This is a genomic window from Candidatus Dojkabacteria bacterium (assembly GCA_030583845.1).
In the GTDB taxonomy this organism is placed as follows: Bacteria; Patescibacteriota; Dojkabacteria; order SC72; family JAHDCA01.
In genome coordinates, this window is sequence record CP129478.1 from 211,111 (window position 1) to 236,747 (window position 25,637).

Below are 25,637 nucleotides of genomic sequence, written 5' to 3' on the forward strand. Positions count from 1 at the left end.
GAACCTTTATAAGGCTAATTATATCTTTACAAGGGTAACCCTTGAGTGCATATAGTCGACCAGATATACCTTCCTACCAAGAATTACCATGTCTATATACATAACGAACTTCTCATCTGTAACTGGTGGCAAACTCGTTACTTCTAGAAGTTGAAGGCTTGAGTTGTATTGATAAATCTTCTGATCCGAACCCACAGCGTATAATCTGTTTCCAGCCGCCTCAACTGTCCATACGTTGTAGCCTAGATCTATACTGTTCACTTGCTCGCCCTGCAAATTACAGACCCTGATCTGCTGTCCGTCAGCAGTGGCTGCGAAGATTGCATCACCTATTCTCGCAAGTGAACCACTCACGCAATCAGAGTAACCTACCAACTCGCCATTTTCCTTATATCGTATCTCTCCATCTGAATACCAATATTCACCCACTATTTCTGAGTCATTAAATTCAAGCTCGTGGTGCGTGTGACCTACGCTATCCTCTTTCTTATAGACTAAGTTCCCTTCTGAGTCATACTTTCGATAGTCCCAACCAATTGTCTGCCGCAAGTATATACTCCCATCATTGTCAACACTTATCGGGCCAAATTTCCCATATGGCCAGTCACTAATATCTACTATGGTCCCAATATAATTAAAATTACTATCATACTTTTCAACCCTGCTGTTCTCAGTATCGGATATATAGAAGTTACCCGCACCGTCCCTAGCGATTCCACGAGGAGATGAAAAGAACTGTGGCTCCTCTCCAGCACGACTTTTCCACTCGCCAGTAACCCCCTTGCTATTAAGCCAGTACACGCCTGGCACTCCGAGATAGCTCGCCTTGATTAAAACCGTACCATCTTGATTGGATTCAATATGCTTTACCTGAGATACATCCTCGATATTGTTAAGTACAGCTGAGGAATCAGCTACATTGCTTAGATCGAACACAACTAATGAAGTATTATCTGCGGCTGCATACAGCTTGGAGTCGTTTGTTGCTTCTAATGATGTAAAGCTTTGAACCCCTGGGTATGTAAACTCGCCTACAAGCTGATAATCAGTAACCCTTCTGCGCTCGACCTTATTCCCTCTGGATATGTAGATATATTCATCATCTGCATCTACTCCTAGAGGTGCTACTTCTGAAAGCGTTGAGATATATTGACCGCTTGAGTCAAATTTCATCAAGCCTTGCGTATAGTCAGCCACCCACAGGTAACCGAGATCATCAACAGCTATATCTAACCAAGTATAATCAAAACAGTAAGACTGATCCTTAACCTCCCAACAGACTATATCCAATAGCTTCTTTCCGTTCTCATTATATTTTGTTATAGCACCCCAGTTCCAGTTAACAACGTACACGTTGCCTTCATTGTCGACATCCATCATATCTGGACTATACGATTTACCTTCTCTTGAGATCTTAAATGATGCATCACCGTTGTAAATGCGCATAGGTCCACCATGCAGATAGTAATCAGCCGCTAATATACCCCCGTCGGACCTAAAGGCAAAAGTCTGTACCTCCTCAAAACCATCGCCAACATAGTGTGCCTCTGGTGCTTCAGGATAGTAACGCAAGAGTGTAGCAGTATTAGGTTGGGAAACTTTGTTCCCATGAAAAATAGTCGTACTATTTGATTTATCTTTGACCGCGTAAATAGGTGCATTAAGGAAGAATAACGTGAATAGCGCAATCAGGAAAAACAGAGGGAGGGTAAACTTATGTCTTACCATATTTGAGTATAATATATGATGTTATCTAGACCTCGGCGGTGGGGCAAGTCGCACTAAGCTACGCGATTATACATCTCTTTTAAAAATGTGACTATGTGCTTGAGTTACATTCTGTATAGCGAGTTGGCCGCAATAGCAATTGCTACGGCATCGGCAGCATCATCCGGCTTCGGCACTTCTGCTAGCCCACAAAGAAGCCTTACACTCTCTTGAACCTGCTTCTTGTCTGCCTTGCCGTAACCTGCAATCGAGCTTTTGACCTGCGACGGTGTAACCGGTTGAACAGTTAAGTTCGCCTGGTGAGCTGCCAGCATTATCACTCCCCTAGCCTCGCTCACTGCCATAGCCGTCTTGACGTTGGTCTGAAAAAGCAGGGTCTCTATCCCAACTAGATCAGGATTAAATTCACCAAAGATCTGGTTAATGTCTGTGAAAATTTCATTAAGCCTTTCGGGCAGAGTTAATTTCGAGTCGGTCCGGATAACACCACATTCTATAAGTGTGATCCCATTATAATCCGAAGATGTAGTGCCGTCGATTTCGACTACCCCCCACCCTACTATCGCATAACCTGGGTCAATTCCTAAAACTTTCATGAGAATATCATTAAATTTACCTGAACCAGAGCTATTTCAGGACCTAAAGCTTGCTATCTACATCGGTCCAGATGCTCTGGACATCCTCTATCTCTTCGAGAGCCTCGATAAAGTTCTCAGTTTTCTCGATATCATCATCGGTTGCATCCTTCTCATTGTTTGCAACCCAGACTAGCTCAGCCTCCTCAATAATAAACTGCAGCTCCGAGATCGCATCTCGCACCTTAGCCAACTCTTTCGGGTCGGTATAAACAATAAGGTAGCTCTCCTCACCCTCTTTAATATCTGAGACTCCGGCGATATCCATGAGTGATAATTCCACTTCATCTTTATTTAATGAAATTTCGGCAGCATCCTCACCAAATTTTTCTGACTTCTCTAGCCGTGCAGCTTTGACGATCACCATACCTTTCTGGGTAAAATTCCAAGAAACAGACCCAGACTCGCCAAGGTTGCCACCATAGTCAGAGAATAGCTTTCGCAAGTCAGCCACCGTACGGTTTTTGTTGTCGGTCAATGTCTTTACAATGTATGAGACCTTTGCAGGACCATATCCTTCATACACGATTTCATCTACCTGAAATGCTTCCTTCCCAGTACCTGAGCCACGCTCGATCGCTCGCTTCACATTCTCGGCTGGCATGCTTATTGCACGCGCCTTATCGACGAGGAGCCTCAAGCTGAAATTGACATCGAGGTCAGGGCCGCCATCTCGAGCGGCTACAGCTATCTGCTGCGCTGTCTTTGAGAATGCTTTCCCCTTCTTTGCGTCGGTGATTGCCTTCTTATGTTTAATTTTTGCCCACTTTGAATGACCAGACATTGGATTTATGCACTAAATATTTGCTCTGGGCTATTTTACCACAGTTGCGGGCTTCTCCATCGACGAACGATTCCCCTTCTCGCTATACTTCTGATTCGCCCACCTTATGATCTTATCCTCGATTATCAGCCGGTCAGTTCCATACCGCTCGCGGGACATCGCGCGAATAGTCTCCGCCTGGTCAAAGCGCTGCAGACGATCTTTATAATTCAATGACTTGGCACTAAACGGCTTCGAGGTCATCCCGTCGATGCTCAGCTTCAGATACATCGAGTGAGCCTCGAGCGAGACCAGATCTTCAGCCGTGAATATCGGCGCAAACTCATGCGCCAAGATAGCAGCATCGCTCTGACTTACCACAAATGATGAGAGAGTCCCAACGTTACCGAAAATAGCATGGCGCACAGTCAATGGAATCTGCTCGATATACTGGTTGGTCATTACAAGGTTGAGGCGGAACTTCCTAGCCTCTGAGAGGATCTTGGCAAATGAATCTGTAGCGAAATTCTGGAACTCGTCTACAAATAGGAAGAAGTCTCGTCGCTCATCTTCCGGGATGTCGACACGACTCATCGCGGTCGATTGAAGCCTCGAGATAACCATCCCGCCTAGCAGCGCAGCGCTCTCCTCACCGATCTTGCCCTGTGCGAGATTGATCAACAGAATCTTACCTTCATCCATAATTTGCCGTAGATCTATTGTCGATTTCACCTGGCCGACGATGTTGCGGATGACTGCAGATGAGATGAAGCGACCCACTTTATTTTGGATAGGTGCGACAGCCTCAGTGATTAGCCGTGAATTTTGCGCCATCTGTGCATACTCCTCTTCCCAGAACTTGAGGAGGATCGGATCTTTCACCTGCTTCAAGATAAACTTGCGGTAATTATTGTCGATCAAGATTCGTTGCACACCAAGGATGCTCTGCCCTTGCGCCTCAAGCACAGTTGCAACAGAGTTTTGCAAAATATATTGCAATCTTGGTCCCCAAGATGTGCCGAACTGCTTCTTAAATACCTCCACTACGCCATCAGCTACCAGATCTCGCTGGCTTGGGTCGTCTAATTCGAGTAGGTTGAAGCCGATCGGATGGTCAATGTCAGAGGGATCGAAATAGACCACATCGTTCATGCGGTTTGGCGGGATATAGTTGAGGAGATCCTCGATATCTTGGCCGTGTGGGTCTATGAAGCAAGCACCATCGCCGTGCAGGATATCTGAGATAAACATATTTTTGAATGTTGAAGATTTGCCCACGCCTGTCTTACCCAGCAGGTACATATGCTTGCGGCGGTCGGCTCTCTTGATCCCGAACTCTACGCGCTCGCCTCTATAGTCGGTCTCTGCGAATATGCTGACGTCGTCGTTGAATGTTGGGAGGTTCATTGGTGGCTCGGCCTTGCGAGCGCGGCTCCAGTTGATATTTGGTGTCTCAACTGAGTTGTTTGGGAGGTGGAATACTGAGGCCAGCTCTTCGATATTGACGATGTCGAACGGCTCGGCTGGCATGTGTCGCTTGAGGTAATCGTTGTAGATCTCTTCGCCGGTCTTCTCCGGAGTTGCATGGGTGAAACTGTTTAGGTGGGCGGTTGTGAACTGCTTGAAGCTGGCCACCACATCTCGAAGTAGCTGCTCGGATAGGAAATTATCGGTAGACTTAGCGACGATCCTGATCTTGATCTCGAAGCCTGGCTTCAGCATCTTCTCTTCGATCTGTCTCAATTCTTCATCTTGGCCAGGAGCAAGCTTTACAACCTCTTTTGCAGGCGATTTGCCATCAGCCGAAGTGCGCCCCAAAGTTGAAAATGCCCTACCCATATCCTTGAAGAACTGCTCAAGCAGCGTCGGACCGCCAGCAGGGTCTTTCCCCTCTTTGATCGCACTTATATATGTCTTTGATTCAGCCTGCCAATAATCCGAGACTGGTCTAGCAATCAGCTGTACCCACACCTCTTCCCCCTCTTTTAGCTCTGACATAGCGCTGGTGATTGAAGCCAGTGGATCTACCTCAAAGCTTCTGAATGTCTTGATTGGAAAAATAAAATCTTTCGTCAGCTCGACCTCACCAGTGGTAACAAATGCCTGATATGGCTGCCCGCTAGATAGTGTTGCTGGGAGCGGTTTCTGAGTGTAATCTTGCACATACGCAATATTGGCGTTTGGATACTGTGCATATATCTGACCCTCGATAAATTTGGTGAGGTGTTGGGGGCACACGATGTAAAATTTCAGTCCATCGTTATAAGTAGACACCATCTCGAATGCAATCATGTCTAGTGATTTCTTGGAGTCTCTAACAATACCGTGAATTGAAGCGAACATCTGCTCCGCTGCGAGCGGTGTTTTATCGTTTTCTCTAGGGACCAAAACCTGCATCATGACAGGGTTTCGGATTTCCTCAAATACTTCGATTTCTTCTGAGGGGCGGCTTCTTCCGTATAGCAGTGCAAAAATGCTGAATCCAACCGCAAATACGAACAGTATTGCCCAGAATAATGTCATAGTGGTTACATTCTAGCAAATAAAGTGTCAGCCCGACAGCGGTTGCACCGCCATCGGGCTGACACTTCTAGGGCGTCCCGGACCAGGGCTGCCCCATTTCATATCATTTCACATCTTTGCCTAAGACGACCACGATATCCCCGGTAGTCAAAAAGTGCGGCCGACTCTCTACAACTACGATCTCATCAACCTCTTTAAAAGCTGCATCCGCCACAATGGCCTTAACTACCTCGAGCGAATCGTCATATTTCTCAGGCGAGCTTATATATAGAGTGCTCTTATCATATAGCTCTACGGCGTTATCTACGCGTATCACCTCGATCCCCGCGTTATCAAACCGCCTTGCATACTTACCTGCCAATCCAGACACCTCAGACCCATTAAACACCTCGATCTTTGTTTGCTCTTTCTGCACATCTTTCTTCCTTACTAGCTCCCTATATTCCGCAATTTTCGCATCTACTTCCTGGAAACCATATACATATATAGTCTTCCCGATCGGTAATGCCTCTTCCACAACGCCCCATTCCCCACTCACCTCAATTATCTCTACAGAGCCGCTATCAATCAAAGCATTAAATTTATTTGATTCCGACCAGATATTTACAAATGAGTAGCTAGATAAAGTGTGCTGAAATAGATTCTCAGCAGAGCTTGCATTAAAGAAGAGGTTTATTCGTGAAAATGTATCTAATAATGTATGGATATTTTGAGCATCACCCTCTGCTACCAGCTTGTTGTTGCTAATCTCCTGCATATGCTGAAATGCACCAGGCTCAAACCATATATAATCGTCAATCTCCATTGCTAGATTATTTTCTAGCTCATGCAAGGCCAATTGATACGGATTCTCAGGTGCTACAATTTTGCTTAAATATAAGAGATCAGCCAATTTATACTTTGACTCTATTCCATCTGAATATGGCTCCATATATACCCAGCCAGGTATATAAATAACCATTCCTTTACCACTCTCAGTATTGAGCAGCATATAAGAGACAAAGCTAATGTGCGTCTCTTGAGAATCATCCTCAATAATTAGTGCAACACGCTGGACCTCCTTCTCCCTCTCGATATCAATTATTGAGGCGTTTTGACCCCTCACAACGTCCCCTACCTCAACATTCCTATAAAAGCTGGCAAAGTCTACTACTTTATAGATCAGGAACAGTACGGGAACAATTAGGATCAATTTGGGAAGCAGCTGTAGATACCTGTTTGCAGATTTAGTGCTCTTGGCCGCAGGTCGTCTTCCGGGCTCAACCGTCCTTCGAGTACTTGCTTCTCTTTTCTGGTTTTTCCTTTTTGAAACTTTCGGACTCATAGTTAAAAATATCGTAAACGGTGCCACTCTACAACCACCCCATAGCGGTCAACTTCTGTATTTACTCGGCTTTAACCTCCCAATTTCGCGCATTTTTCTCTGTTATATAATTATTACGGTAATTAACCCACGCTACCCAACTAATTAGCATATGCACCAATTCAAACAGCTTTGCTCATTTTTGATGATTAAATAATTTTTACAGGATATGACATATGGATATATTTATTACCCTGTACAATCATCGCTCATACAAAGGAGATTTGTGACAGGTTGATACAATCCAACGTTATAGACCCCAATGCACTCCCTCGAGAGACAAGAGCTGCTCTTGCCTCAATTTTCAAGACCTATATGATTATCCTTCAGGATATACTCAACGGGATTGCCCGCTAAATCAGTAAAGTTTATGTAGATAGATCGAAGACCCATTTTTCTCCTATCGCTGGCATCTCCATACATCCTATCTCCTACTATTCGATAGCCCAGGTAGAGCAATGAAGCCCTGATCTGGTGCATTCTACCTGTGTGTATCCTTATTAGTACAGCATTTTCATTCAATGCGAAGAATGAGCTAACAGCATGCCGTTCTTTGGTAATTGCGCTTTCAGTCTGACCCTTAGCCTCATTAAACTTCATCTTTCTTCTATCACCGCTATCACGCCCAATGTAGCCCGAAAGCTTATAGACCCCTTCATCTTCATTATCTGCAATTAGTGCCGCGATACCTTCATCAAGCCCATGCTCCTCGTCACCCTTCATTAACTGCGAAGATGCCCTACCCCCAAGTGGCTCCACACTTGCCAGATAGATCTTTACTACTTTATGGCTCTCGAACTGCGACTTTAGATTGAGCTGTGATTCCCGTGTTTTGGCAATAACCATAACTCCTGAGACATCTCTATCCAGCCTGTGGACGATTCCTGCGCGCTCCACACGAATATCATACTCACCCTTTTCTTCAAGATATTGCCTTACCCAATTGGCGATTGTGCCCTTCTTGACGGCCAAAGTTGGGTGCACTAGCACTCCCTCCGGCTTATCGATCACCAGATATTCAGCAGTTTCAGCCACAATGTCCAGCCTGCCACTTTCTGGCTCAATATTGCCCAGTACATCGGCTGCTTCTACCTGCTTTTGAAGTACAGCACGCAACCCTTCCCAATCAACCTCTACCCTATCTCCTGGCTCGATCTTATAAGCAAGCTTTACTGGGATGCCATTCACCCTCAATAGCTTCTCACCCAGTGCTTTCTGCAGCATGGTGCGAGATAAGACGGCCGAGATCTCTTGCGGCAAAGCCTTCCTAGCCTCTTCGAGCAGCACCTTGTCGATCCGCTGCCCTACATGATTGTCACCTATCTGCAAAATTTCCATTGGTTAGAGCTGCTATCCGGCTTCAAGGCGATGCCTTTAGCGCGGTTTAATCTTAATCGATTGATTCAATGTAATCGTCCTATCCTTCCCCATTGATAGGTCTGGCTGAGGTGGGGCAACTTCACCCCGTCGCACATCAAGCAGAAAAATCATAAGCATGAATGCCGAGAAAGCCAGTGTCGCATAAACATGGACCTTGTCCACCGTAGAGATATCCTGACTCAAGAATATATACCCTATGAGGATTGTAGAAAGCACCAGATAGATCGCCGAGAATAGATCCATCATCTTCTCAAGCTTCAACTTATCTCTCCTGTAAAGCATTCTCAAGACACCGCGTAGTGACCAGAAGAGCAGGAAGAACGCCAAAAGATAAAGCCCGTAATTAACCACCTCGTTTGACTGGATGAAATAGCCATACACAAAAAGCGTACCACCCAGCATCATATTAGCCGACGCCAGCACTGTGTACATCATCTCTTTCCATCTCCACTTTTTGAAAATCACCACATATAGGTAGTTGATCACGAGAAATGCAAAGTACATCGGAATAAAGAGGAATCCACCATCCCATATCTGCAAGACTCTCCAAGGCATTGCCCTGAAGAAATAGATATTCTCACCATATTTCTCATACGGTAGCCAAAACCAGTAGCTATAGATGAAGCTTTTCCAGTTGGTCAACAGGAACATGAAGCGCCCCCAAAGGATCATGGCTATGGTCGTCACAAACCATTGGTCGAAGATGGCGTTGCGGTTTTTGTTTGCCCGCATGCTTTCGTACCAGAAGAAAAGCAGCGCAATGAGGTAGACTATTAGAAGCACCGTGAGGAACCCGAGACTTTGAAAGATTTTGTTAATGAATTCTGTGTTAAGTAGCTCCATTTATGGGTAAATAATATCATATAAAAGCTCCAAGACCCATTCCACTTACGTGGCTCTTTCTAACTGTGAATGTTTATTATGATTATACTTTTGACCTTGCTTCAGGTAATAAAGTCACAGAGCCAAGTAATTGTCATGGGTCTTGGAGCTTTACTGAATGAGCCACCTGAGCGGAGAGATTACCTGCGCTTTTTCTTGCGTTTTTTACGTTTATCCTTCTTCTTTTTGCTCTTGGTGAATTGTGTGTCAATCACAACACGGCCATTCAGCTCGGTCGCCTCTTTAGCCTCCGCTACAGCAGCTGGCCTCTTCCTCATGCCAAAGGTTCTGCGCATAAACCTATCAACCATCTTGCCAACCACCATTACCTTCGCGATCACCCAGTTGCCGATCGAAGCTGCGATGCTTGTCTGGCGAGCGTAGCGAGCCTTCTTGCTCTCAACATGCTCAACCGCCTCCTGTGCAGACTCCTCGATGCTCTTCTCCATCACCTCTTGGCTAATTACCTCTTCTACAGGAGCCCTACGGTCTCGAGCCTGGAATGCGCAGTAAGGACAAAACTTCCAATATCGATTGATCATCTCATTGCACTGCTCGCATGGGACATTGATTGCATTGCCACACTGCGGGCACGAGTTAAACTCTGGTCTCAACTGGTAGCCACAACTAACACAATCTCTCAGGTCTGCAGTTTCAAAAATCAGGTATCGTCTCTCAAGATCCATCCAGTAAATCTGCTCGATAGTAAACTTCGGCCTGATTACGAGATAGATGATGAGCCCGATATAGCTTAGGAGTGTCACAAGCAGTAGACTGCCGATTCTGAAAAATAGATTGGTCGATCGCTGTGAAGCATCATTCCACACCCAGAAGATATAGAATACCCAGAGTAGTACCAACCCAACCCCTATAGTATAGATGAGGGCATTGTAATTGACCTGTGCATTCCCCTCAAGGAAGCCCAGCAGAAACTGTTCGAAGTCCATAATTTCTAAAAATAATCTTAACCGTATTAAGCAGTTTTGTGGGGCAATATGGTCGAGGAGGGAGTCGAACCCTCACACTATTGCTAGCACGGGATTTTGAGTCCCGCGTGTCTGCCAGTTCCACCACTCGACCTTAATATCTACAAACAGCTGGTGTGCTAAAAAGCTCGCCAGACGGCTTATTTTACGATAAAGCCACGCCATTGTCCATGCCGCTAACCTGTAGTGCAATATTTGTGAACTATGCAGATCCCCTATTTGTAGAAACAACGCAAAACGACTGGATAGAGTAACAAGACTTCATTAAATCCTGTGGCAACAGGCAAATGTGGCTTTGCCGGGCTATCTCCTAGCCTACTCAGAAACACACTATGAGTTAGCGGCTCCGCGATAAATATTTCGGAAACTCGCAATATCCTTTACCCAAGCCAGTTCAATGATGCCAGTAGGACCGTTACGATGCTTTGCTACGAATAGATCCCCTACCCCCTTGCGCTCAGTATCCGGATTCCAGCTCTCCTCACGGTCGATAAACATTACCACGTCAGCATCCTGCTCGATCGCTCCCGATTCGCGCAGGTCAGATAGCTGTGGCCGACGCGTGTTGCGGGTCTCAATCGCACGCGATAGCTGAGACAGAGCTATAACAGGCACCTCAAGCTCACGAGCGATATTCTTCAATCCCTGCGAGATCATCGATACCTCCTGCGTCCTACCCTCTTTGGTCTCGGCACGCATAAGCTGCAAGTAGTCCACCATTATAATGTCGAGTCCACGCTCCAATGCCAATCGGCGGGCCTTGGTTCGCACCTCGTTGATACTTTGCCCCGGCTTATCGTCGATGAAAATATCAGCCTCAGAGAGCACACCCATCGCGTCGGCCAGTTTTAGCAGCTTCTCGTCGTTAATCTGACGGGTTCGCAATTCCCAAAACGGGATGCCTGCCTGCATAGCCACGATACGGTCGATAATCTGCATCGAGCCCATCTCCAATGAGAAATATGCGCACCGCTTCTTCTCCGATATCGCCGCATGCCTCAAGAAATCCAGCGACAACGAGGTCTTACCGACTGACGGCCGTGCGGCCAAGATTATCAGATCCGACTGTTGGAAGCCGCCAAGAAGCGCATCAAGATCCTTGAAACCTGTTGACACACCCCGCACGGCCGAGTCCCCATCGGCCTTCTCAGCGCGCTCATAGGCATCTTTCAACAGGTCCTTGATATGTACGAAATTGGTAGTAACCCCCTGCTCCGCCACTCCAAATAGCATCTGCTCCGACTTATCCATCACATCCTGCACCGTGATCTCCTCATTAAACGCATACTCGGCAATCTTGGCCGAGGTCGAGATCAGCTTCCTTCTCATCGCATTCCCTTTCACAATCTTGGCATACTCCTCCGCATGCGCCGCGGTCGGCACAAACGACACTAGATCTGTCAGATATGCTCGTCCACCTACTTTCTTTAGCTGCTTCTTGCTCTTTAATTTGTCAGTCAATGTGACCAGGTCGATTGGGAGCCCCTCTTCAAACAGCTCGAGTATGCTGGCATATATCTGCATATGGCGCTCCTCGTAGAAGTACTCGGGCAACAGTATTCCGGCAACATTGATCACTGCGTCCTTGTCGAGGAGCATTGAGCCTAGGACGGACTTTTCTGCTTCGCTGTTTTGTGGTGGTATCTTTTCCATATTTATTTGGTAAATGCATTCGGGTCACGAGAGTTTGTGAGGACACTTGCGAAGAACGTGGCCGAACAAATTCTCATGACCCGATAATATCAGGTGAAAGCGGTTAATGAAAGTTTCATTAAATAAATAGAGATCCACCCACCCTGCTTTACTGAAGTATGGATAGAGTTAATCTAGTTGGGTTGAATTATTGATAATGTGTCCTATTTCCAGAGACTCTACCAAACTGAAACTTTCCCCGCAGCCATAGCGTTTGTGGCGGCGCAATACGTTGACATTTCAGACCCATAGTGGTATAATACTCCAGCTTAATTCGATTGGAATTATAGCTAGGAGTGCCCCATTTTGAGGTCTCCTGTTCATTAACAATCGAAGAACGCAACTTTTGAACACATTCTCCTTTAAGAAGTTTTGCAGTCCTAATTTGGGCCTTTATTACCCTATCGCTTGGTAGGGTGATAAAAGCCCAAAATTTAGAGGCTGAAACAAAAAAATGGCGAAAGCCAAGGAGATAACCAATGTTACGCTTTTTCTTTTACACTTTTTTACTGTTGATACTGATAGGGTGCGTCAACACGCCGGAAACGATAGAAGTGACCCGCGTGGTTACCGAAACTGTCGTGGAGATAGAGATCGAGGAAGTGACCCGTGTGATTACTGAAACTGTCGTGGAGATAGAGATCGTGGAAGTCACACCGACTGTTTCTCCCACAGAGGAAGCTCCCGGGTTTATTCTGAGTAGAGATGCGGTCGTGTACGCACTGGATGGACAACCATTCAAGATAATGGAGGAAGGGACAGAGTTTAACTCAGATCCAACCAGCTGTAGTCGAACTGATCCACAGTTTGCAGTTAGCTGGTGGATACAGATCGAAGGCTATTGGCTCGACACCAATGCATTCTCGACAGGATACGACGCTTGTGACAACCTTCAAAAAATCGAGTTCCAGCCCAAAGGCGCTGAATGGCGGATGCAGGAAACATCTACATTAGATGTATACGTTATTCGGAATAACGTATACATAACTAATGATGGTAGTCACCTCCAGAATGGATCCCGATTTTACTTTGGCGGCAGTGTTGGAAACATTCACAACGTGCAAAGCGACCGTATGGCCTCCTTCCAGTTAATCAATGAGGAAAAAGGTAGCTTCCAGTATGACTACAGATTTCCGCGAGAGTGGAGCATTGGCTGGACAGAGCTGTTTGACTTTGCTGTTTATGAGCTAACCGGCCAACTGTCCCCAGAAGGGTAAAACAAACAAGTGTTCGAAGGTAAAAGCCTCAATATTGGCCCGAGGAGGACCAAATGCTTCCGTTAGGAGCCAAACCAGGTTAGACCTGTCAAAGCTTTTAGCGTTCTTCGAATACATCTATGCACTCAAACAATTGAGCGTATAGATGTATTTCCTACAATCATGAAAACCAACCGGCAAACTACCCCAACACAATCACCTCAACCGCCTTCTCCTCTCCCCCACCCTTCACAACCTTCAAGCTCTTCTCATTCTTCACATGTGTATAGCCAAAATGCTTCACAAAATCATCCACACTCTTCAAGCTATCATACGGTGCTTTCAAGCCATCCACCTTGTAGGCTGATGGCACAAGATATGTAGGGTCAACATAGTTGATTATCTTCTCAATCTTATCGTACGAAATAAGCGTTTCACCATCTCCGATTGGCAAGATCAATACATCTACATCACCCTCAATCTTCTTAAACTGGTCTACGTCGATGCTGTTGTCGCGCGCGCCGATATAGACCAAGCGCAGATCTTTGCGGGCCAATATATATGTATTTGTACCTTCAAAGCGCCTTACCAGTACACCACCCAGCTCGTAGTCGCCAGGGTTATTGATCTCAAAAATATTCTCGCGGTTGCTTGGGCTGATCTTTTTAAAGCCTGCTTCTGCTAAGATATTCTCTTTCCCGAGGTTCTCGTCGCCGGTGATCAGTACTGCATCGCCCGTGGTTGAGCCAATTTTTAGACCGGCTGCTTCTGTGCGGAGCGGATCTGTAATAAAGTCGACCTCTCTGAACGAGATCTTAAATGATGTGAATCCTAGTGATTTGATCGTCATTGTATTGTCTTTCTAGCAAGTAATTTATCTTCCGACCAACCCTTAATTCATCATTCGTAGCTTTAGCGAAGAATGATAAGTTAGCGAGATGCCCTTTTGGCGATTAAATTTATGGTCGGTTCATCCGGCACAGCAGTTATAACAAGTCGATTGGCGGCTGTCCAGAGCGGAGTGCAGGTGTATAGCGTCAAAATCGGCTCACTGCTGCTATCCTCAACCTCTACTGCACTTGGCCTTACGACCTTACTATCCTTAGCGATATATCTATACCTATCACCCTTCCAATACACGATTATCTCATCGCCTGCCTGCACCTTGTCGAGATGATAGAAAGATCGCCCACCATCCAGATAGCTAAATCTATGTGCAGTAAGAATTGTGTTGCTGCCTTTGTTCGGTGTACTACCATTTGGACGGATCCACGCTCCTTTGTCGAGCGCCTTGTCAGTTGTGCCCTCTACTATGTCCATGTCTACGCCGATTGATGGGATAAGGACTATGTCATCTTTATAGTAGTCGCTCTGCTGATTTTTTCCTTTGAGCGAGAGCTGGTAATCTCTTCCCTGCTCTTCTCCTCCGTCGTCGTTGGCGCGGTTGTCGTACTCTTTGCCTGTCAGGCTGTTGAGGTAGTAGTTGAGTGATGGTGCGAGTGGTGCAAGTATGAGGTAAAGCGAGATAATCACGATGAGCGCAAGCGCGATGTTTGTGAGTGTTCCTTTATGGCGTATGGAGAAACTTGGTGCCTTAATCCGAGGCATATCGAAGCTTGGTTTTCGCATGTTGAAACGCCTATCTTTTGACTTGGATAGTGCTGCTACCCTAGCGCTACTTACACCTGTGCTTATTGAGCTGTTGATTAAATTACGATTCTCCATATATTTCATTGCAATTCTAGCACAAATCAAGGCAGCCCTGAGTAGGCCGTCCCGGGTCAGGGACGCCCTGTTTGGGGCTGAGCCATGCTTACTTGATCAAGCCGACACTGCTATCGAGAGCCTTGAGGATCTCGGAGCGGATCTGCTGCTTAATAATCTCAAGCTTGGCGCTTTCAAGCGAAGAAATGACTGCCTGGAGCTGGATCACTACTTTTTGCACATCTTGCTCTTCTTTCACCATATGCTCGACCGCTTTTAGCTGGCCAGATGCACGGCTTAGCCTTTCACTTATTGTGGATGGGCCTTTCTTGGGCATTTATACCAGGGGACAAGGTTATATATCAGCGATCTTAATACCCCGCGGGGTATATGTCAACTCACTTGCAGACATGTGATTTATATATGCAAATATGGAATTTAAACGGATTTATAGATTGCGCATCGCCCTACCCTCTGATATAATCACCCCGTATGAAAAAAGATATCCATCCAAAATATAGCCACAACGTCAAAGTAACTTGCTCATGCGGCAACACATTTATAACAGGCTCAATCCTTGAGGAGATCAAGACAGAGCTCTGTTCAAATTGCCATCCTTTCTACACTGGTGAGCAGAAGATTGTTGACACAGAGAACCTCGTTGCCAAATTCGAAGAGAAGCGAGCCAAGGCTAGCACATCATTCCGCTCAAAGAAGCAGAAAATGGCTGAGCGAAAGAAAAAGCTCACAAAGCTCAACGAGAAATCAGAGGCCTCACAAGGTCTTACACTCAAAGATCTTCTTGCCGGTTCAGGCAAATAGTTACACTTCCTTATTGTATGCGGCCATTTAGTTGGTGAATCAAGGGCTTTTGGCATATAATTCAGTGGTTTTAATCTGCCCTACTACGCTTTAGTAATATTTTAGCTTCATGAAATTTTAATGAAACTGGAAGAGATAAAGAAAAAATATGACCTGGAGAAGATTAAATCTGAGAAAGAAGCCCTCGAAGAAAGAATGGGCAGTGCCCACCGCAACCCATCAGCAAACATGTCTCAGATCTCGGCCGAGCTAGCCTATATTTCTGACCTCTACCTCCTTGTTGACTCACTCTACTCAGCCGCGCGCAAGTACGACGAAGCTCAACAGCTAATCGCAGAGGGTGATACAGAGCTTGGAGAGATGGCCCGTGCTGAAGTAGCCGACCTAGAGCCAAAGATAGCTCAATTAGATGAGCAGATAACTCAAAAAGAGATTGAAAAGAAGCTTGCCGACCCAGACGACATGAAGTCCGTAATCCTAGAAATCCGACCTGGCGCAGGTGGCGAAGAGGCTGCACTTTTTGGTGCTGACCTATTCCGCATGTATAAGGCATTTTCAGATATGAAAGGCTGGAATATGAGCGTGATCGAAAACAGTGTTAGCGAAAATGGTGGCATTAAGTATCTCGCCGCCCGCATCGAAGGCCGTGATGTCTTTAAGCATCTGAAATATGAAAGCGGTGTGCATCGAGTTCAGCGCATCCCAGCAACTGAGTCAGGTGGCCGTATCCACACCTCTACTGCATCTGTAGCTATCCTACCTGAAGCAGAGGATGTGGAAATTGAAATTGACGAGAAGGATCTTAAAGTAGAGGTGATGCGTGCCTCTGGCGCAGGCGGCCAGCATGTCAACAAGACCTCTTCAGCAATCCGAATCACGCATATCCCCACAGGCATATTTGCAAGCTCTCAAGAGTCGCGTGTACAGCAGGAGAACCGCAAGTTGGCAATGCAGATGCTTAAGGCACGTCTATATGAGCAGAAGCGCGAGGAAGAGGCTCGCAAGCGCTCAGACATGCGCCATTCACAGATCGGCTCAGCAATGCGCTCAGAGAAAATCCGCACCTACAACTATCCCCAGAGCCGCATTACAGACCATCGTGTTAAAGCCTCATGGCACAACCTTGAAGCGATCTTAAATGGTTACCTCGACGAGGTAGTCGAAGAGGTAAATCGAGGGATGATGCAGCAGATGCTAGATGAGCTAAAAGATTAAACTTTCATTAGGTTTTAATGAAATCTCACCAGGGCTCCCCTACCCCATATAGATTTAATTCCACACCGGAAGAGCTTAAGCTGCTGCTCCACGCAAAAAGCGTTCTAGAGTCTAAACATTATCTCGACACTGATCGAATTGCTCGTGAGATTGTTGAATTTTGCAAGGGCGATGGATTAGCGGTTTACGAGACTCTTGACCGCATTAAGCAAGATGAGCCATGGGAGTATATCCAGGGCTGGACATTTTTTTCTGGCCACAAATTTATAGTCAACTCTTCTGTCTTAATCCCTCGGCCCGAAAGTGAGCAGCTAGTTGAGCTGATGTTTAATGAAGTTAAAAATTTCATTAAACCCGCCAGGGAGAAAGGCAGAATAAACATTATAGATATAGGTACAGGCAGCGGCTGCATAATCACCTCCATTTTCATTAAACTGAGACAGGAACTTCCTCAAGAGCAGTTTAATGAACTTAACTTTTATGCGATCGACATTAGCGAAGATGCTCTAGAGGTAGCAAAAAGCAACGCTGCGCTTAATGAAATAGCTAGAGATAGCATTACTTTTATCCACTCGGATCTGCTTAGCCGAGCAACAAGCATTGACTTCACCCTACCAACATTTATTGTAAGCAACCCGCCATATGTGACCAGCGCTGAGTTTGAGGAGGCAGACAAGTCAGTGACCCAGTACGAGCCAAAGATAGCGCTCGTCGCTGATGAGGAAGGTCTACAATTTTACCGAAGAATAGTTAATGAAATTAATGAAAAGTCTATCAAAATTATATCGGTAATATTTGAGACATCCCCATCAGTCGTAGATGGTATCCTTAATCTACTGCTCAAGACAGATCTAAGCGGTGAGTCTGTAAAAGATATCTACGAAAAAGAGCGATTTGTCGTCGCAAGAAATAGATCTACTCAACCCGTTGGCCCTATACCCTCACCAGTAGATTAAATCATGAAAACTGACAACTCCTGCACCAATCTGTTATCATTTCACATATGCAAACTGTAAGCTTCATAATACTGACAACCCTCTTCCTAACGATTGTTGTTGGCTCGCTTCCTACAATCTATCAATTCCAGACACAAGACCATATGCTTTATCGCATCCTCAGAAGGGGTGATAATCGTCTCGGCCTGATCCCGTTTAAGCTCCCTGCAAAGAGCACGCACAACCTGATCATCTTTGGATTAGCAGGCCTTGCAAATCTCGCGACATATCTATTCTTGCTGCAAAATGAAGCCATAGATAGCTATCTCCATCTTGCAGCAATTACTATTGTCTGGGCACTACTTGGCAAGCTCTATCTCCTACTTGCTTTAGTTGCAAGTAATTTTATAGCGAATATAAAGCGCAGCAAGCAGATTGCTTCAGCAAGGCAGAGGTTAGCTCAATTTCCGGATTTACAGGTGATCGGAATCACAGGATCGTATGGCAAGACTTCTGTGAAAGAAAATATCGCGCAGATACTCGCGACAAAATTTAAAGTCGCTAAAACTCCCAGCAACAATAACACCCTTCTAGGACATGCACTAGCCATACTTCACCAGCTCAAAAGTGACGACCGGTACTTAGTCGCCGAGTATGGTGCTTATCGAAAAGGCGAGATCAAAGAGATGGTCGAGCTCTTACCACCCAAATTCGCCGTACTGACCGGCTTGGGCAATCAACACCTAGAGCTTTTTGGCTCGCAAAGGAACCTAATCGAGGCCAAATCAGAGCTATTCCAGAAGCTACCTGAGGATGGAGTCGCATATCTTAACTGTGACACGGCTCACTACTCGGAAATCCTACCCCTGATTAAAGGGAGAAAGATCACCTACTCTCTCGAAGATCGCTCGGCAGATCTATATGCTAGTGAGATTGTTGTCGATATAAAAACCAAATCTTCATTTAAGGTCGAATATAAAGGGAATCATTATGAATTTGAATGCGAGGTGTTGGGCAAGCATAATATCTTAAATCTTTTACCTGCAATTGCGATTGCTCTCGACTTAGGAATGAGCCAGAGTGAGATTCAAGATGGACTTAATGCCCTAACCGCACCGAAAGAGAGATTAAATCTGGTTGATTTAGGCAGTATAAAACTGCTTGATGATAGCTACAATTCCAGCTTTGAGGGCTTCTTGGCAGCACTAGATGTAATGCAGCAAATAGGTGGCGACCTACACATTGTATCGCGAGGGCTACTAGAGCTCAGTGGAGATAAAGAGGAAATATATGCAAAACTCACAGCCCAGATAAACAAAACTGGTGCGACATTGTGGACCACTGACTCATTCTTCTTTAAGTATGAGCTGCAAAACGGAAAGCATTATAATAGTGAGGAGAAGCTGTATGATGAGCTAAGCAAGAGCCTCGGCAATCAGAGCGTCTTGCTCATCGAAGGCAGAGTAAATCCGGCATTAAAAGAGAAATTCTTGAGCCAGTACAGAGCGAAGGCAAATTAAGAAGATAAATTAATCTGGAGCGACAATTCATGGTGCAAGAGATAAATGATGAAGCTAAATATAGACAGCTTTGGGATGAGCTCCAGCTCAGCATCCTCCAATCATGGGAATGGGGAGATCTAAAGCAACCACTCTGGCAGCCGCTTCGTCTAGTTGTAGACGATTATCCGATCACTGTGCTGCTGAGGAAAGTCCCAGTATTGAGCGGGAATATCGCCTATATTCCAAGACCTTTTACAGACCTAGATAGCTCCACTGAGAAACTAAATTCAATCTTGACACAGCTTATCGCATTTCTAGGCAGTGAGAACTCAAGTAAGCATAAGCTGGTCCACCTAATGATCGACCCGGAGCTGTATTCAGAAGAGTCACAGAGAATTTTCAACGAGCTTGGCTTCAAGCTAAGCGAGCCAGTCCAGGCACGGTGCACCAACCTTCTCAGCCTTGAGCCGAGCGAGGAAGAGCTCCTACTCGGTGTCAGAGAATCGAGCAGGCGCAACATTAAAAAAGCCGTTAAATCAGGTTGCACCGTAGAGACACACACCACGGGCGATGCAATTGAACGATTCTTGAAGGTGATGCACTCTATCAATGTCCGCAACGCATTTGTTAAGCAGCAAGATCCATATTTCAGAAAATTGTGGGAGATCTCAGACGGTAAGCTATTTAAATTATTTATCGTCACACACCAGGGAAATGATGTAGCTACATGCCTAGTTGGACATAACAGAGTCAGGCTTTCCGACCTTTATGTAGGCGTCACCGACGCCGGCAAAGCGGTAAACGCCGGACATTTGATGAAGTGGGAAAGCATCTTAGATGCAAAACGGAGTGGATACAAAGTGTATGACCATTGGGGTGTCGCGAAGCTACTCAAAACCGAGTATGAAGGCCACCCTACACGTGAGATGTTTGACCCGAAAGATAAGCTGGCATATCTCTCAGAATTCAAATTCAGCTTCGGCGGTGAGTATATGGAGTACTTAAAACAGCAGCTTTATGTCTTTGACAATTTAAGATACCAATCGTACAAGTTATTGGATAAAGGAAGGGTCGCTGCATTGCAAATAAGCAAACGATTGCGATAAGTAAAATTTCACACACTACTCGACATGAGATTTGAAATAGTTGAAAACGGCGCGCTTTGGGATGAATTTGTGTTACGCCACAAAGAAGCGACTTTCCTTAACTCATGGACATGGAGCCAGTTTGAGAAGACTCTCGGGCATCAATTCCTGAATTACGGTGTTTACGATAATGATCAGTTGGTAGGTGTGCTACCAATCTCAGTTCTAAAAGCAAAACGAGGTGCCTACTTGCACCTAAGACACTCACCAATTCTTGATTGGAGCAATGAGGTGGTCGTGAAAGAGACTATGGAGTTTCTTCGAGGGCTAGCAAAAGAGCATAAGGCACTTTTTGTAAGAATGAGTCCCCTACTCTCACTATCCGAAGCAAATAACCAGCTCCTCAAAAAGCACGGATTAGTGCCATCTCTCACCCACAACTTCGATGCCGAAAACACATTGAAAATCGATATCACGAAATCAGAAGAGGAGCTCCTGATGGAGATGAGAAAAAATACTCGTTACTCTATCAGACAAGCTCAGAAGCAGGGCGTCATAGTTGAGATCTACGACGATCTTCAGCATTTCGATCTCTTTTGGGAGATCTTCATCGATGGAGTCAAAAGGAATCATTGGGTTGCTTTCTCCAAAGAGTATGTGAAAACTGAGCTAGAGGTGTTTCTGAAGCAAGACCAGGCAAGGCTATTTATCTCATACTTGGACGGCAAGGCTATCTCAGCTGCTATCTTCATTTTCTTTAACGGCAAAGTCGCCTACCACCATAGCGGCTCACTTTCAGAGTATCGCAATGTCCCTTCAACCTACCTACTCATTTGGGAGGTGATCAGATATGCAAAATCCCGCGATTTCAAGCTGTGTGACCTGTGGGGAGTCTCTCCTGCCGATCAGCCCAACCATCCATGGTACGGCCTATCACTGTTCAAGCGCGGATTTGGTGGCTTCCAAGTGGATATGGTGCACGCACACGACCTGATTGTAAGCCCACTTGCCCACCTGACGAGGTATTACGAGATGTATGAAAAGAAGAGGCGCGGTCATTAGCCTCTATTCTATTCACCACACGAAGCATTTCCTAACCGCCGAGAATTATACCCTGATGAAAACTTCTGATAGAGATGAGAGTGCGTTCTCCCAGAACTCGAATCTTTACTCAGAAGTTTTCCCGCCCTTAGCATTCACCTCATAGTTGGTGTTGATAGTCTCAAAGAAGTTCACCAGCTCCAAAGTATCTGAGGCTGTAGCCATCCATTTTGCAGGATTTGTTACCCCATATTCTGGTTCCAGACCGAGCTCTTCAAGCCTGCGGTCAGCTACATACTTAATGTAGCGCGAGATATATTCGGCGTTTAAGCCAATTATGCCATTAGGGATAAGCTCTTTGTTGTACTGCTCTTCCAGCTCCACAGCATGTGTGATCATCCCGCGGACATCCTTGATGAACTGATCGGTAATAATTTCTGGATGCTCATCTAATATTTCTAGTATCAGATAGATGCCGAACTTCAGGTGCAAGCTCTCGTCACGCAATGTCCACGCAATCAGTGATCCAAAATTCCTTAACAGATTTCGCTGGCGGAAGCTCAACGCGAACAGGAAGCCTCCATAGAACCAGATCCCCTCGGTAATAATGTTTGTAGCGATGATATTCTTAACAAACTCTTGAATTCCCGCTACCGATTCAATATCTATATCACCATTTCTCAAGGCGTCGACATGCTTCAGCAGATACTCTTCTTTCGCTTTTAATGTTGGTACATTTGCGTGCGAGCCGAATGCGCGCTTACGATCGATTGGGAATGTCTGCATAATATACTCAAAGCAGAGCGAGTGATTAACTTCTTCCCACATCTGACGAGTCAGATACATGATCACCTCAGGAGCTGATAGAAATGGCATCATTCCTCGTGTGATTGACTGATTTACTCGGAACTCTCCTGGGTTAAAAAAGCCTAGAAATAGCTCAAAAGCCTCTTTTTCTTCGTCTGTCATCTTCTTCCAGTCGGCGAGGTCTTCCATGAGTGGGACCTCGTGTGGGAACCAAGTGTTTGCAATACCTTGCTGCACAAGGTCGTATGCCCACTGGTATTTAATCTTATCCAGCTGCGGATCATCTGTTAACTTTAACTTTTTTAATATCATTTTTATTTTTACTAAATTTACCCCTAGCCGCTAACTTATAGCGAGTGTCTCACTATAAGTTAGCGGCTAGGCAATTATACCTTAAAACTCCTTACCTTAAGCACAAGAGTCACACGCTGCCCTCTCGATCGGGTCGATCGGGCATGCTTTGAACAGCTGCTGGAAATTCTGCTTCTTCTCAGCCACACTACTCTTCGTGGCAATCTCCTTTTCCATCTTCTCTTCGGCAACTTCACCCTCAGACAGGTGGAGCTGTACCTCAGCTTCTGCTTCAATCACCGCATCCTCTTCGTGAAACCGATTTTGAGAGCCAGTTCCACGCGATGCTGTCGAATCTTGCTCTTCAACCTCACTATCGTCGGCCTTCTCGACCTTCACCCGACCAAACCCTGGCTTCTTCTCTGTCGATGTGCCTGCAGGCTCGGACTTCTCAGATCTCTTAGATCCAAAGCCTTTCTTATCCGAATTAGCACTACCATCTGAGCCCTCAGCACTGTCCTTTGCTGCTACCTCGCTACCCTTTTCCTCTGCCCTACCCGAGCTCGTACCAGTGCCAGTTTCACCATCATCAGATGAGCTAGACATGCCGAAGCCCTTCTTTCCAACCAAAGATTTAGCTTTGTTTACCTTTACCGAGCTCTGTTCTGCGGTGTGACGAGGCTTCATGTGCAGATAGTAGGTAGTCTTCAATCCACGCCTCCATGCCTCGATATACACTTCGACATTCTCTTCTGGGTCGCGACTCTCAAGATACATGTTTCGGCTCATTGCCTGGTCGATCCATTTCTGCGATCGAGAGGCTACCTCGAGGAATGCGAGCGGAGAGATCTGGAAACATGTTTTGTACACTTCTTTCAAGCTGTCTGGGATCGCATCAATTTCTGAAATCTCACCCTGATTTTCAAGAAGCTCTTCCTTCACATCATCCCAGATTCCGAGCTCTTTCAGAGCATTTACAAGGTTGAGGTTGATATCCAAAAACTTACCATTCATGGTGGTACGGCTGAAGATCAAGGCAAATCTTGGGTCGATGCCTGGTGAAGTACCAGCTGTCAAAGATGAGTTGCCGTTTGGTGCGATCATCATGGTTGTAGCGTTTCGCACACCATTCTTCACTCTCTCCCTCAGCTTATCCCAATCAAGTCTAGTCGTGCGATTCTGTCGTACTGTCACACCTCGGTCGTTCTCCAAGATCTCAATGGTGTCAAAAGGCACATAGCCACGTGACCACATCGAGCCGTTGAAGTTAGGATATTTGCCACGCTCGTCGGCCAGATCGCAGCTATAAGCGATACTTTCGTAGCTCACAAACTCGGTCAAAATATCAACAACTTCATACGCCTCCTCGCTATCGTATGCATAGCCGAAGATTTCATAAAGCTCGGCTAGTCCCATAATTCCCAAGCCAACCGCGCGGTTATTCAGGTCAGAGTGCTCCGCCTCTTTGACAGGGTGCATGCCGACATCGATCAGGTTGTCGAGGTGGCGCATACCGATCTTTACAGTCTCTTTGAGCTTATCCCAATCTACTGATTCCATATTTTCCTCTACACTGCCACCGAATTTCGTCTTCGAGAAGTCAATATGCCGTGGTAGGTTGATATATGCCAAGTTACATACAGCGATATTATCCTTATCTTGTGGCAAGCATACCTCGGTGCACAGGTTGGAGTTGTGGATTGTGCCTGTGTTATTGTTCAAAGCGCGGACGTTGATTGTATCTTTGAATGTAATCCAAGGGTGCGAAGTAGACATGAGCATGGTGACAATTGCCTGCATCTGCTCTTTGGCTGGCACCTTCTTAAATACCCGCAGCTCACCTGCTTCAGCCTTCTCTACATACTCTAGATACTTCTTAGAGAAGTCAGAGCCATACAATTCTGTTAATTCCATCGTCTCTGCAGGATCAAACATATACCAATCCTCATTATTAATGACTCGCTTCATGAATTCATCAGAAATATACACGGCGGTGTCGGCGATTCGGGTTCTTCGGTACTCGTCACCTGCATTTTGTCGCAGGTCGAGGAAATCATAGAAGTCGATATGCCAGTTCTCCATGTAGATAGCGACTGCGCCCTTCTTCTTGCCTGCACGGGCGATAGCAGCCACTGTAGCGTCCATAATGTTGGCAAATGGGATTGGGCCAGATGAGAAGGTGTTGTTAGTCTTAATTGGTGATCCCTCGGCTCGCAGCTTGGTGATGCCGATACCGATACCGCCAGTACCCTTTGAGATCAGGCCGATATTGGTTATATTTTCGAAAATATGCTCAATAGTGTCATCCGTATTGAGCAAGAAGCAGTTTGCTAAAGTTGGCCATACAGTGCCCGCGCCGATCATTGTCGAGCCACCTGCGGTATACTCCTTGCGAGAAAGCCTATTGTAGAACTGCTTTGCATACTTGGTAGGCTCTTCCTCTGACAGCGACATCCCCATCGCTACCCGCATCCACATAAATTGTGGTGTCTCTCGCACAACTGTCGAGCTACGGTGCTTCACCATGTAGCGATTCATAGCTGTTGAGAGTCCTAGATATGTGAAATCCTCGTCACGGCTTGGGTATAGCTCAAGTGCAAGCTCGTACAGGTTGAAGCTTGACACCATCTTCTTGTCGAGCAATCCCTCTTCTACTCCCCACTCTATATATTTAACGAAACTCTCTCGATACGCCTTGTCGAAATCTTCACCCTGGTATTCTGTGACCGTAGTGAGATAGATTTTTGTTAAAAGGAGTCTTGTGCCAACCTTGTCGTAATCCGGGTCGTTTTGGATATTCTGAATAGCAACGAGGATAAGCGAGTCGATCAATGCCGCCTCGTCCATGCCTTCAAATACTGTGAGTTTTACCTCATCAAAGATGGTTTGAATGAACTCATCTTTCTTTTCGAGATCCATACAGTGATACTCGATAAACTGCTGCAGCTTCTGATCATTGATTGGAAGCAGATTGTTGTACAGATCTACAGGATTTTTCATTAATTTTTAATGAAATAGATTAAATATATGCGGGCAGAATTCATGAAATTTTCACATTCATACTGATCCCTGGGGTTCAATATATCG

The 25,637-nt window shown here is 45.7% G+C and carries 20 protein-coding genes, 1 tRNA gene and 1 pseudogene; 7 read left to right on the plus strand and 15 right to left on the minus strand.

Going from position 1 to position 25,637, the window contains the following annotated elements:
• Window positions 1-18 precede the first annotated feature (18 nt).
• From QY318_00990 to dnaB, 10 genes are all read right to left on the minus strand, one after another.
• A complete protein-coding gene (locus QY318_00990; GenBank protein ID WKZ31334.1) occupies window positions 19-1,728 on the minus strand; it encodes a hypothetical protein in 1,710 nt (569 codons plus the stop codon).
• Window positions 1,729-1,832: 104 nt separating this feature from the next.
• A complete protein-coding gene (ruvC, locus tag QY318_00995; GenBank protein ID WKZ31335.1) occupies window positions 1,833-2,324 on the minus strand; it encodes a crossover junction endodeoxyribonuclease RuvC in 492 nt (163 codons plus the stop codon).
• A gap of 43 nt (window positions 2,325-2,367) precedes the next feature.
• The gene (locus QY318_01000; protein WKZ31336.1) at window positions 2,368-3,147 is read right to left on the minus strand and encodes a YebC/PmpR family DNA-binding transcriptional regulator; all 780 of its coding nucleotides are present in this window, start codon (window positions 3,145-3,147) and stop codon (window positions 2,368-2,370) included.
• Between the two features lie 30 nt (window positions 3,148-3,177).
• On the minus strand, window positions 3,178-5,649 hold the full coding sequence (locus QY318_01005) for a type IV secretion system DNA-binding domain-containing protein (protein WKZ31337.1): 2,472 nt from the start codon (window positions 5,647-5,649) through the stop codon (window positions 3,178-3,180).
• A 103-nt stretch (window positions 5,650-5,752) separates the two neighbouring features.
• On the minus strand, window positions 5,753-6,973 hold the full coding sequence (locus QY318_01010; GenBank protein ID WKZ31338.1) for a LytR C-terminal domain-containing protein: 1,221 nt from the start codon (window positions 6,971-6,973) through the stop codon (window positions 5,753-5,755).
• Between the two features lie 336 nt (window positions 6,974-7,309).
• Window positions 7,310-8,350, minus strand: coding sequence for an RluA family pseudouridine synthase (locus QY318_01015; GenBank protein ID WKZ31339.1), 1,041 nt, complete (start codon window positions 8,348-8,350; stop codon window positions 7,310-7,312).
• Between the two features lie 36 nt (window positions 8,351-8,386).
• Window positions 8,387-9,235, minus strand: coding sequence for a hypothetical protein (locus QY318_01020; protein ID WKZ31340.1), 849 nt, complete (start codon window positions 9,233-9,235; stop codon window positions 8,387-8,389).
• A 179-nt stretch (window positions 9,236-9,414) separates the two neighbouring features.
• Window positions 9,415-10,221 (minus strand): zinc ribbon domain-containing protein, encoded by an 807-nt coding sequence (locus QY318_01025; GenBank protein ID WKZ31341.1) that lies wholly within the window; start codon window positions 10,219-10,221, stop codon window positions 9,415-9,417.
• A 49-nt stretch (window positions 10,222-10,270) separates the two neighbouring features.
• Window positions 10,271-10,354: transfer RNA gene (locus QY318_01030), tRNA-Leu, on the minus strand.
• A 236-nt stretch (window positions 10,355-10,590) separates the two neighbouring features.
• A complete protein-coding gene (gene dnaB / locus QY318_01035; GenBank protein WKZ31342.1) occupies window positions 10,591-11,913 on the minus strand; it encodes a replicative DNA helicase in 1,323 nt (440 codons plus the stop codon).
• A 551-nt stretch (window positions 11,914-12,464) separates the two neighbouring features.
• On the opposite strand from dnaB, the gene QY318_01040 reads away from it, so the two are divergent.
• A complete protein-coding gene (locus tag QY318_01040) occupies window positions 12,465-13,169 on the plus strand; it encodes a hypothetical protein (GenBank protein ID WKZ31343.1) in 705 nt (234 codons plus the stop codon).
• Window positions 13,170-13,350: 181 nt separating this feature from the next.
• Here QY318_01040 and QY318_01045 read toward each other — a convergent pair whose 3' ends face one another.
• From QY318_01045 to QY318_01055, 3 genes are all read right to left on the minus strand, one after another.
• Complete coding sequence (locus QY318_01045) at window positions 13,351-13,998, minus strand: MBL fold metallo-hydrolase (protein ID WKZ31344.1); 648 nt, start codon at window positions 13,996-13,998, stop codon at window positions 13,351-13,353.
• 80 nt (window positions 13,999-14,078) lie between these two features.
• Window positions 14,079-14,882: a class E sortase gene (locus tag QY318_01050; protein WKZ31345.1), complete on the minus strand. Its 804-nt coding sequence runs from the start codon at window positions 14,880-14,882 to the stop codon at window positions 14,079-14,081.
• 79 nt (window positions 14,883-14,961) lie between these two features.
• Entirely contained in the window at window positions 14,962-15,189 is a 228-nt protein-coding gene (locus QY318_01055; protein WKZ31346.1) for a metal-sensitive transcriptional regulator, read from the minus strand.
• A 155-nt stretch (window positions 15,190-15,344) separates the two neighbouring features.
• On the opposite strand from QY318_01055, the pseudogene rpmE reads away from it, so the two are divergent.
• The 6 genes and pseudogenes from rpmE to QY318_01085 all read left to right on the plus strand — a co-directional run bounded on the left by rpmE (window position 15,345) and on the right by QY318_01085 (window position 21,473).
• Window positions 15,345-15,575: pseudogene (gene rpmE / locus QY318_01060) on the plus strand (50S ribosomal protein L31).
• Window positions 15,576-15,794: 219 nt separating this feature from the next.
• On the plus strand, window positions 15,795-16,889 hold the full coding sequence (gene prfA / locus QY318_01065; protein ID WKZ31347.1) for a peptide chain release factor 1: 1,095 nt from the start codon (window positions 15,795-15,797) through the stop codon (window positions 16,887-16,889).
• Window positions 16,890-16,906: 17 nt separating this feature from the next.
• Window positions 16,907-17,845, plus strand: a complete 939-nt coding sequence (locus QY318_01070) for a HemK/PrmC family methyltransferase (GenBank protein WKZ31348.1) — start codon at window positions 16,907-16,909, stop codon at window positions 17,843-17,845.
• 47 nt (window positions 17,846-17,892) lie between these two features.
• On the plus strand, window positions 17,893-19,344 hold the full coding sequence (gene murF / locus QY318_01075) for a UDP-N-acetylmuramoyl-tripeptide--D-alanyl-D-alanine ligase (GenBank protein ID WKZ31349.1): 1,452 nt from the start codon (window positions 17,893-17,895) through the stop codon (window positions 19,342-19,344).
• A gap of 29 nt (window positions 19,345-19,373) precedes the next feature.
• Entirely contained in the window at window positions 19,374-20,432 is a 1,059-nt protein-coding gene (locus tag QY318_01080) for a peptidoglycan bridge formation glycyltransferase FemA/FemB family protein (GenBank protein ID WKZ31350.1), read from the plus strand.
• Between the two features lie 24 nt (window positions 20,433-20,456).
• Window positions 20,457-21,473 (plus strand): peptidoglycan bridge formation glycyltransferase FemA/FemB family protein, encoded by a 1,017-nt coding sequence (locus QY318_01085; GenBank protein WKZ31351.1) that lies wholly within the window; start codon window positions 20,457-20,459, stop codon window positions 21,471-21,473.
• 105 nt (window positions 21,474-21,578) lie between these two features.
• Here the strand turns inward: QY318_01085 and QY318_01090 are convergent, their stop codons facing one another.
• Together QY318_01090 and QY318_01095 are read right to left on the minus strand one after the other, a co-directional pair.
• On the minus strand, window positions 21,579-22,571 hold the full coding sequence (locus QY318_01090) for a ribonucleotide-diphosphate reductase subunit beta (GenBank protein WKZ31352.1): 993 nt from the start codon (window positions 22,569-22,571) through the stop codon (window positions 21,579-21,581).
• 96 nt (window positions 22,572-22,667) lie between these two features.
• Complete coding sequence (locus QY318_01095) at window positions 22,668-25,550, minus strand: ribonucleoside-diphosphate reductase subunit alpha (GenBank protein WKZ31353.1); 2,883 nt, start codon at window positions 25,548-25,550, stop codon at window positions 22,668-22,670.
• Window positions 25,551-25,637 lie beyond the last annotated feature (87 nt).

Coding starts and splice junctions, on each gene's coding strand:
- QY318_01080 (WKZ31350.1), top strand. CDS start 19,374: ATGGTGCAAGAGATAAATGATGAAGCTAAATATAGACAGCTTTGGGAT.
- prfA (WKZ31347.1), top strand. CDS start 15,795: ATGAAACTGGAAGAGATAAAGAAAAAATATGACCTGGAGAAGATTAAA.
- QY318_01055 (WKZ31346.1), bottom strand. CDS start 15,189: ATGCCCAAGAAAGGCCCATCCACAATAAGTGAAAGGCTAAGCCGTGCA.
- QY318_01085 (WKZ31351.1), top strand. CDS start 20,457: ATGAGATTTGAAATAGTTGAAAACGGCGCGCTTTGGGATGAATTTGTG.
- QY318_01000 (WKZ31336.1), bottom strand. CDS start 3,147: ATGTCTGGTCATTCAAAGTGGGCAAAAATTAAACATAAGAAGGCAATC.
- QY318_01015 (WKZ31339.1), bottom strand. CDS start 8,350: ATGGAAATTTTGCAGATAGGTGACAATCATGTAGGGCAGCGGATCGAC.
- dnaB (WKZ31342.1), bottom strand. CDS start 11,913: ATGGAAAAGATACCACCACAAAACAGCGAAGCAGAAAAGTCCGTCCTA.
- murF (WKZ31349.1), top strand. CDS start 17,893: ATGCAAACTGTAAGCTTCATAATACTGACAACCCTCTTCCTAACGATT.
- QY318_01095 (WKZ31353.1), bottom strand. CDS start 25,550: ATGAAAAATCCTGTAGATCTGTACAACAATCTGCTTCCAATCAATGAT.
- ruvC (WKZ31335.1), bottom strand. CDS start 2,324: ATGAAAGTTTTAGGAATTGACCCAGGTTATGCGATAGTAGGGTGGGGG.
- QY318_01050 (WKZ31345.1), bottom strand. CDS start 14,882: ATGAAATATATGGAGAATCGTAATTTAATCAACAGCTCAATAAGCACA.
- QY318_01005 (WKZ31337.1), bottom strand. CDS start 5,649: ATGACATTATTCTGGGCAATACTGTTCGTATTTGCGGTTGGATTCAGC.
- QY318_01025 (WKZ31341.1), bottom strand. CDS start 10,221: ATGGACTTCGAACAGTTTCTGCTGGGCTTCCTTGAGGGGAATGCACAG.
- QY318_01020 (WKZ31340.1), bottom strand. CDS start 9,235: ATGGAGCTACTTAACACAGAATTCATTAACAAAATCTTTCAAAGTCTC.
- QY318_00990 (WKZ31334.1), bottom strand. CDS start 1,728: ATGGTAAGACATAAGTTTACCCTCCCTCTGTTTTTCCTGATTGCGCTA.
- QY318_01070 (WKZ31348.1), top strand. CDS start 16,907: ATGAAATCTCACCAGGGCTCCCCTACCCCATATAGATTTAATTCCACA.
- QY318_01090 (WKZ31352.1), bottom strand. CDS start 22,571: ATGATATTAAAAAAGTTAAAGTTAACAGATGATCCGCAGCTGGATAAG.
- QY318_01010 (WKZ31338.1), bottom strand. CDS start 6,973: ATGAGTCCGAAAGTTTCAAAAAGGAAAAACCAGAAAAGAGAAGCAAGT.
- QY318_01045 (WKZ31344.1), bottom strand. CDS start 13,998: ATGACGATCAAATCACTAGGATTCACATCATTTAAGATCTCGTTCAGA.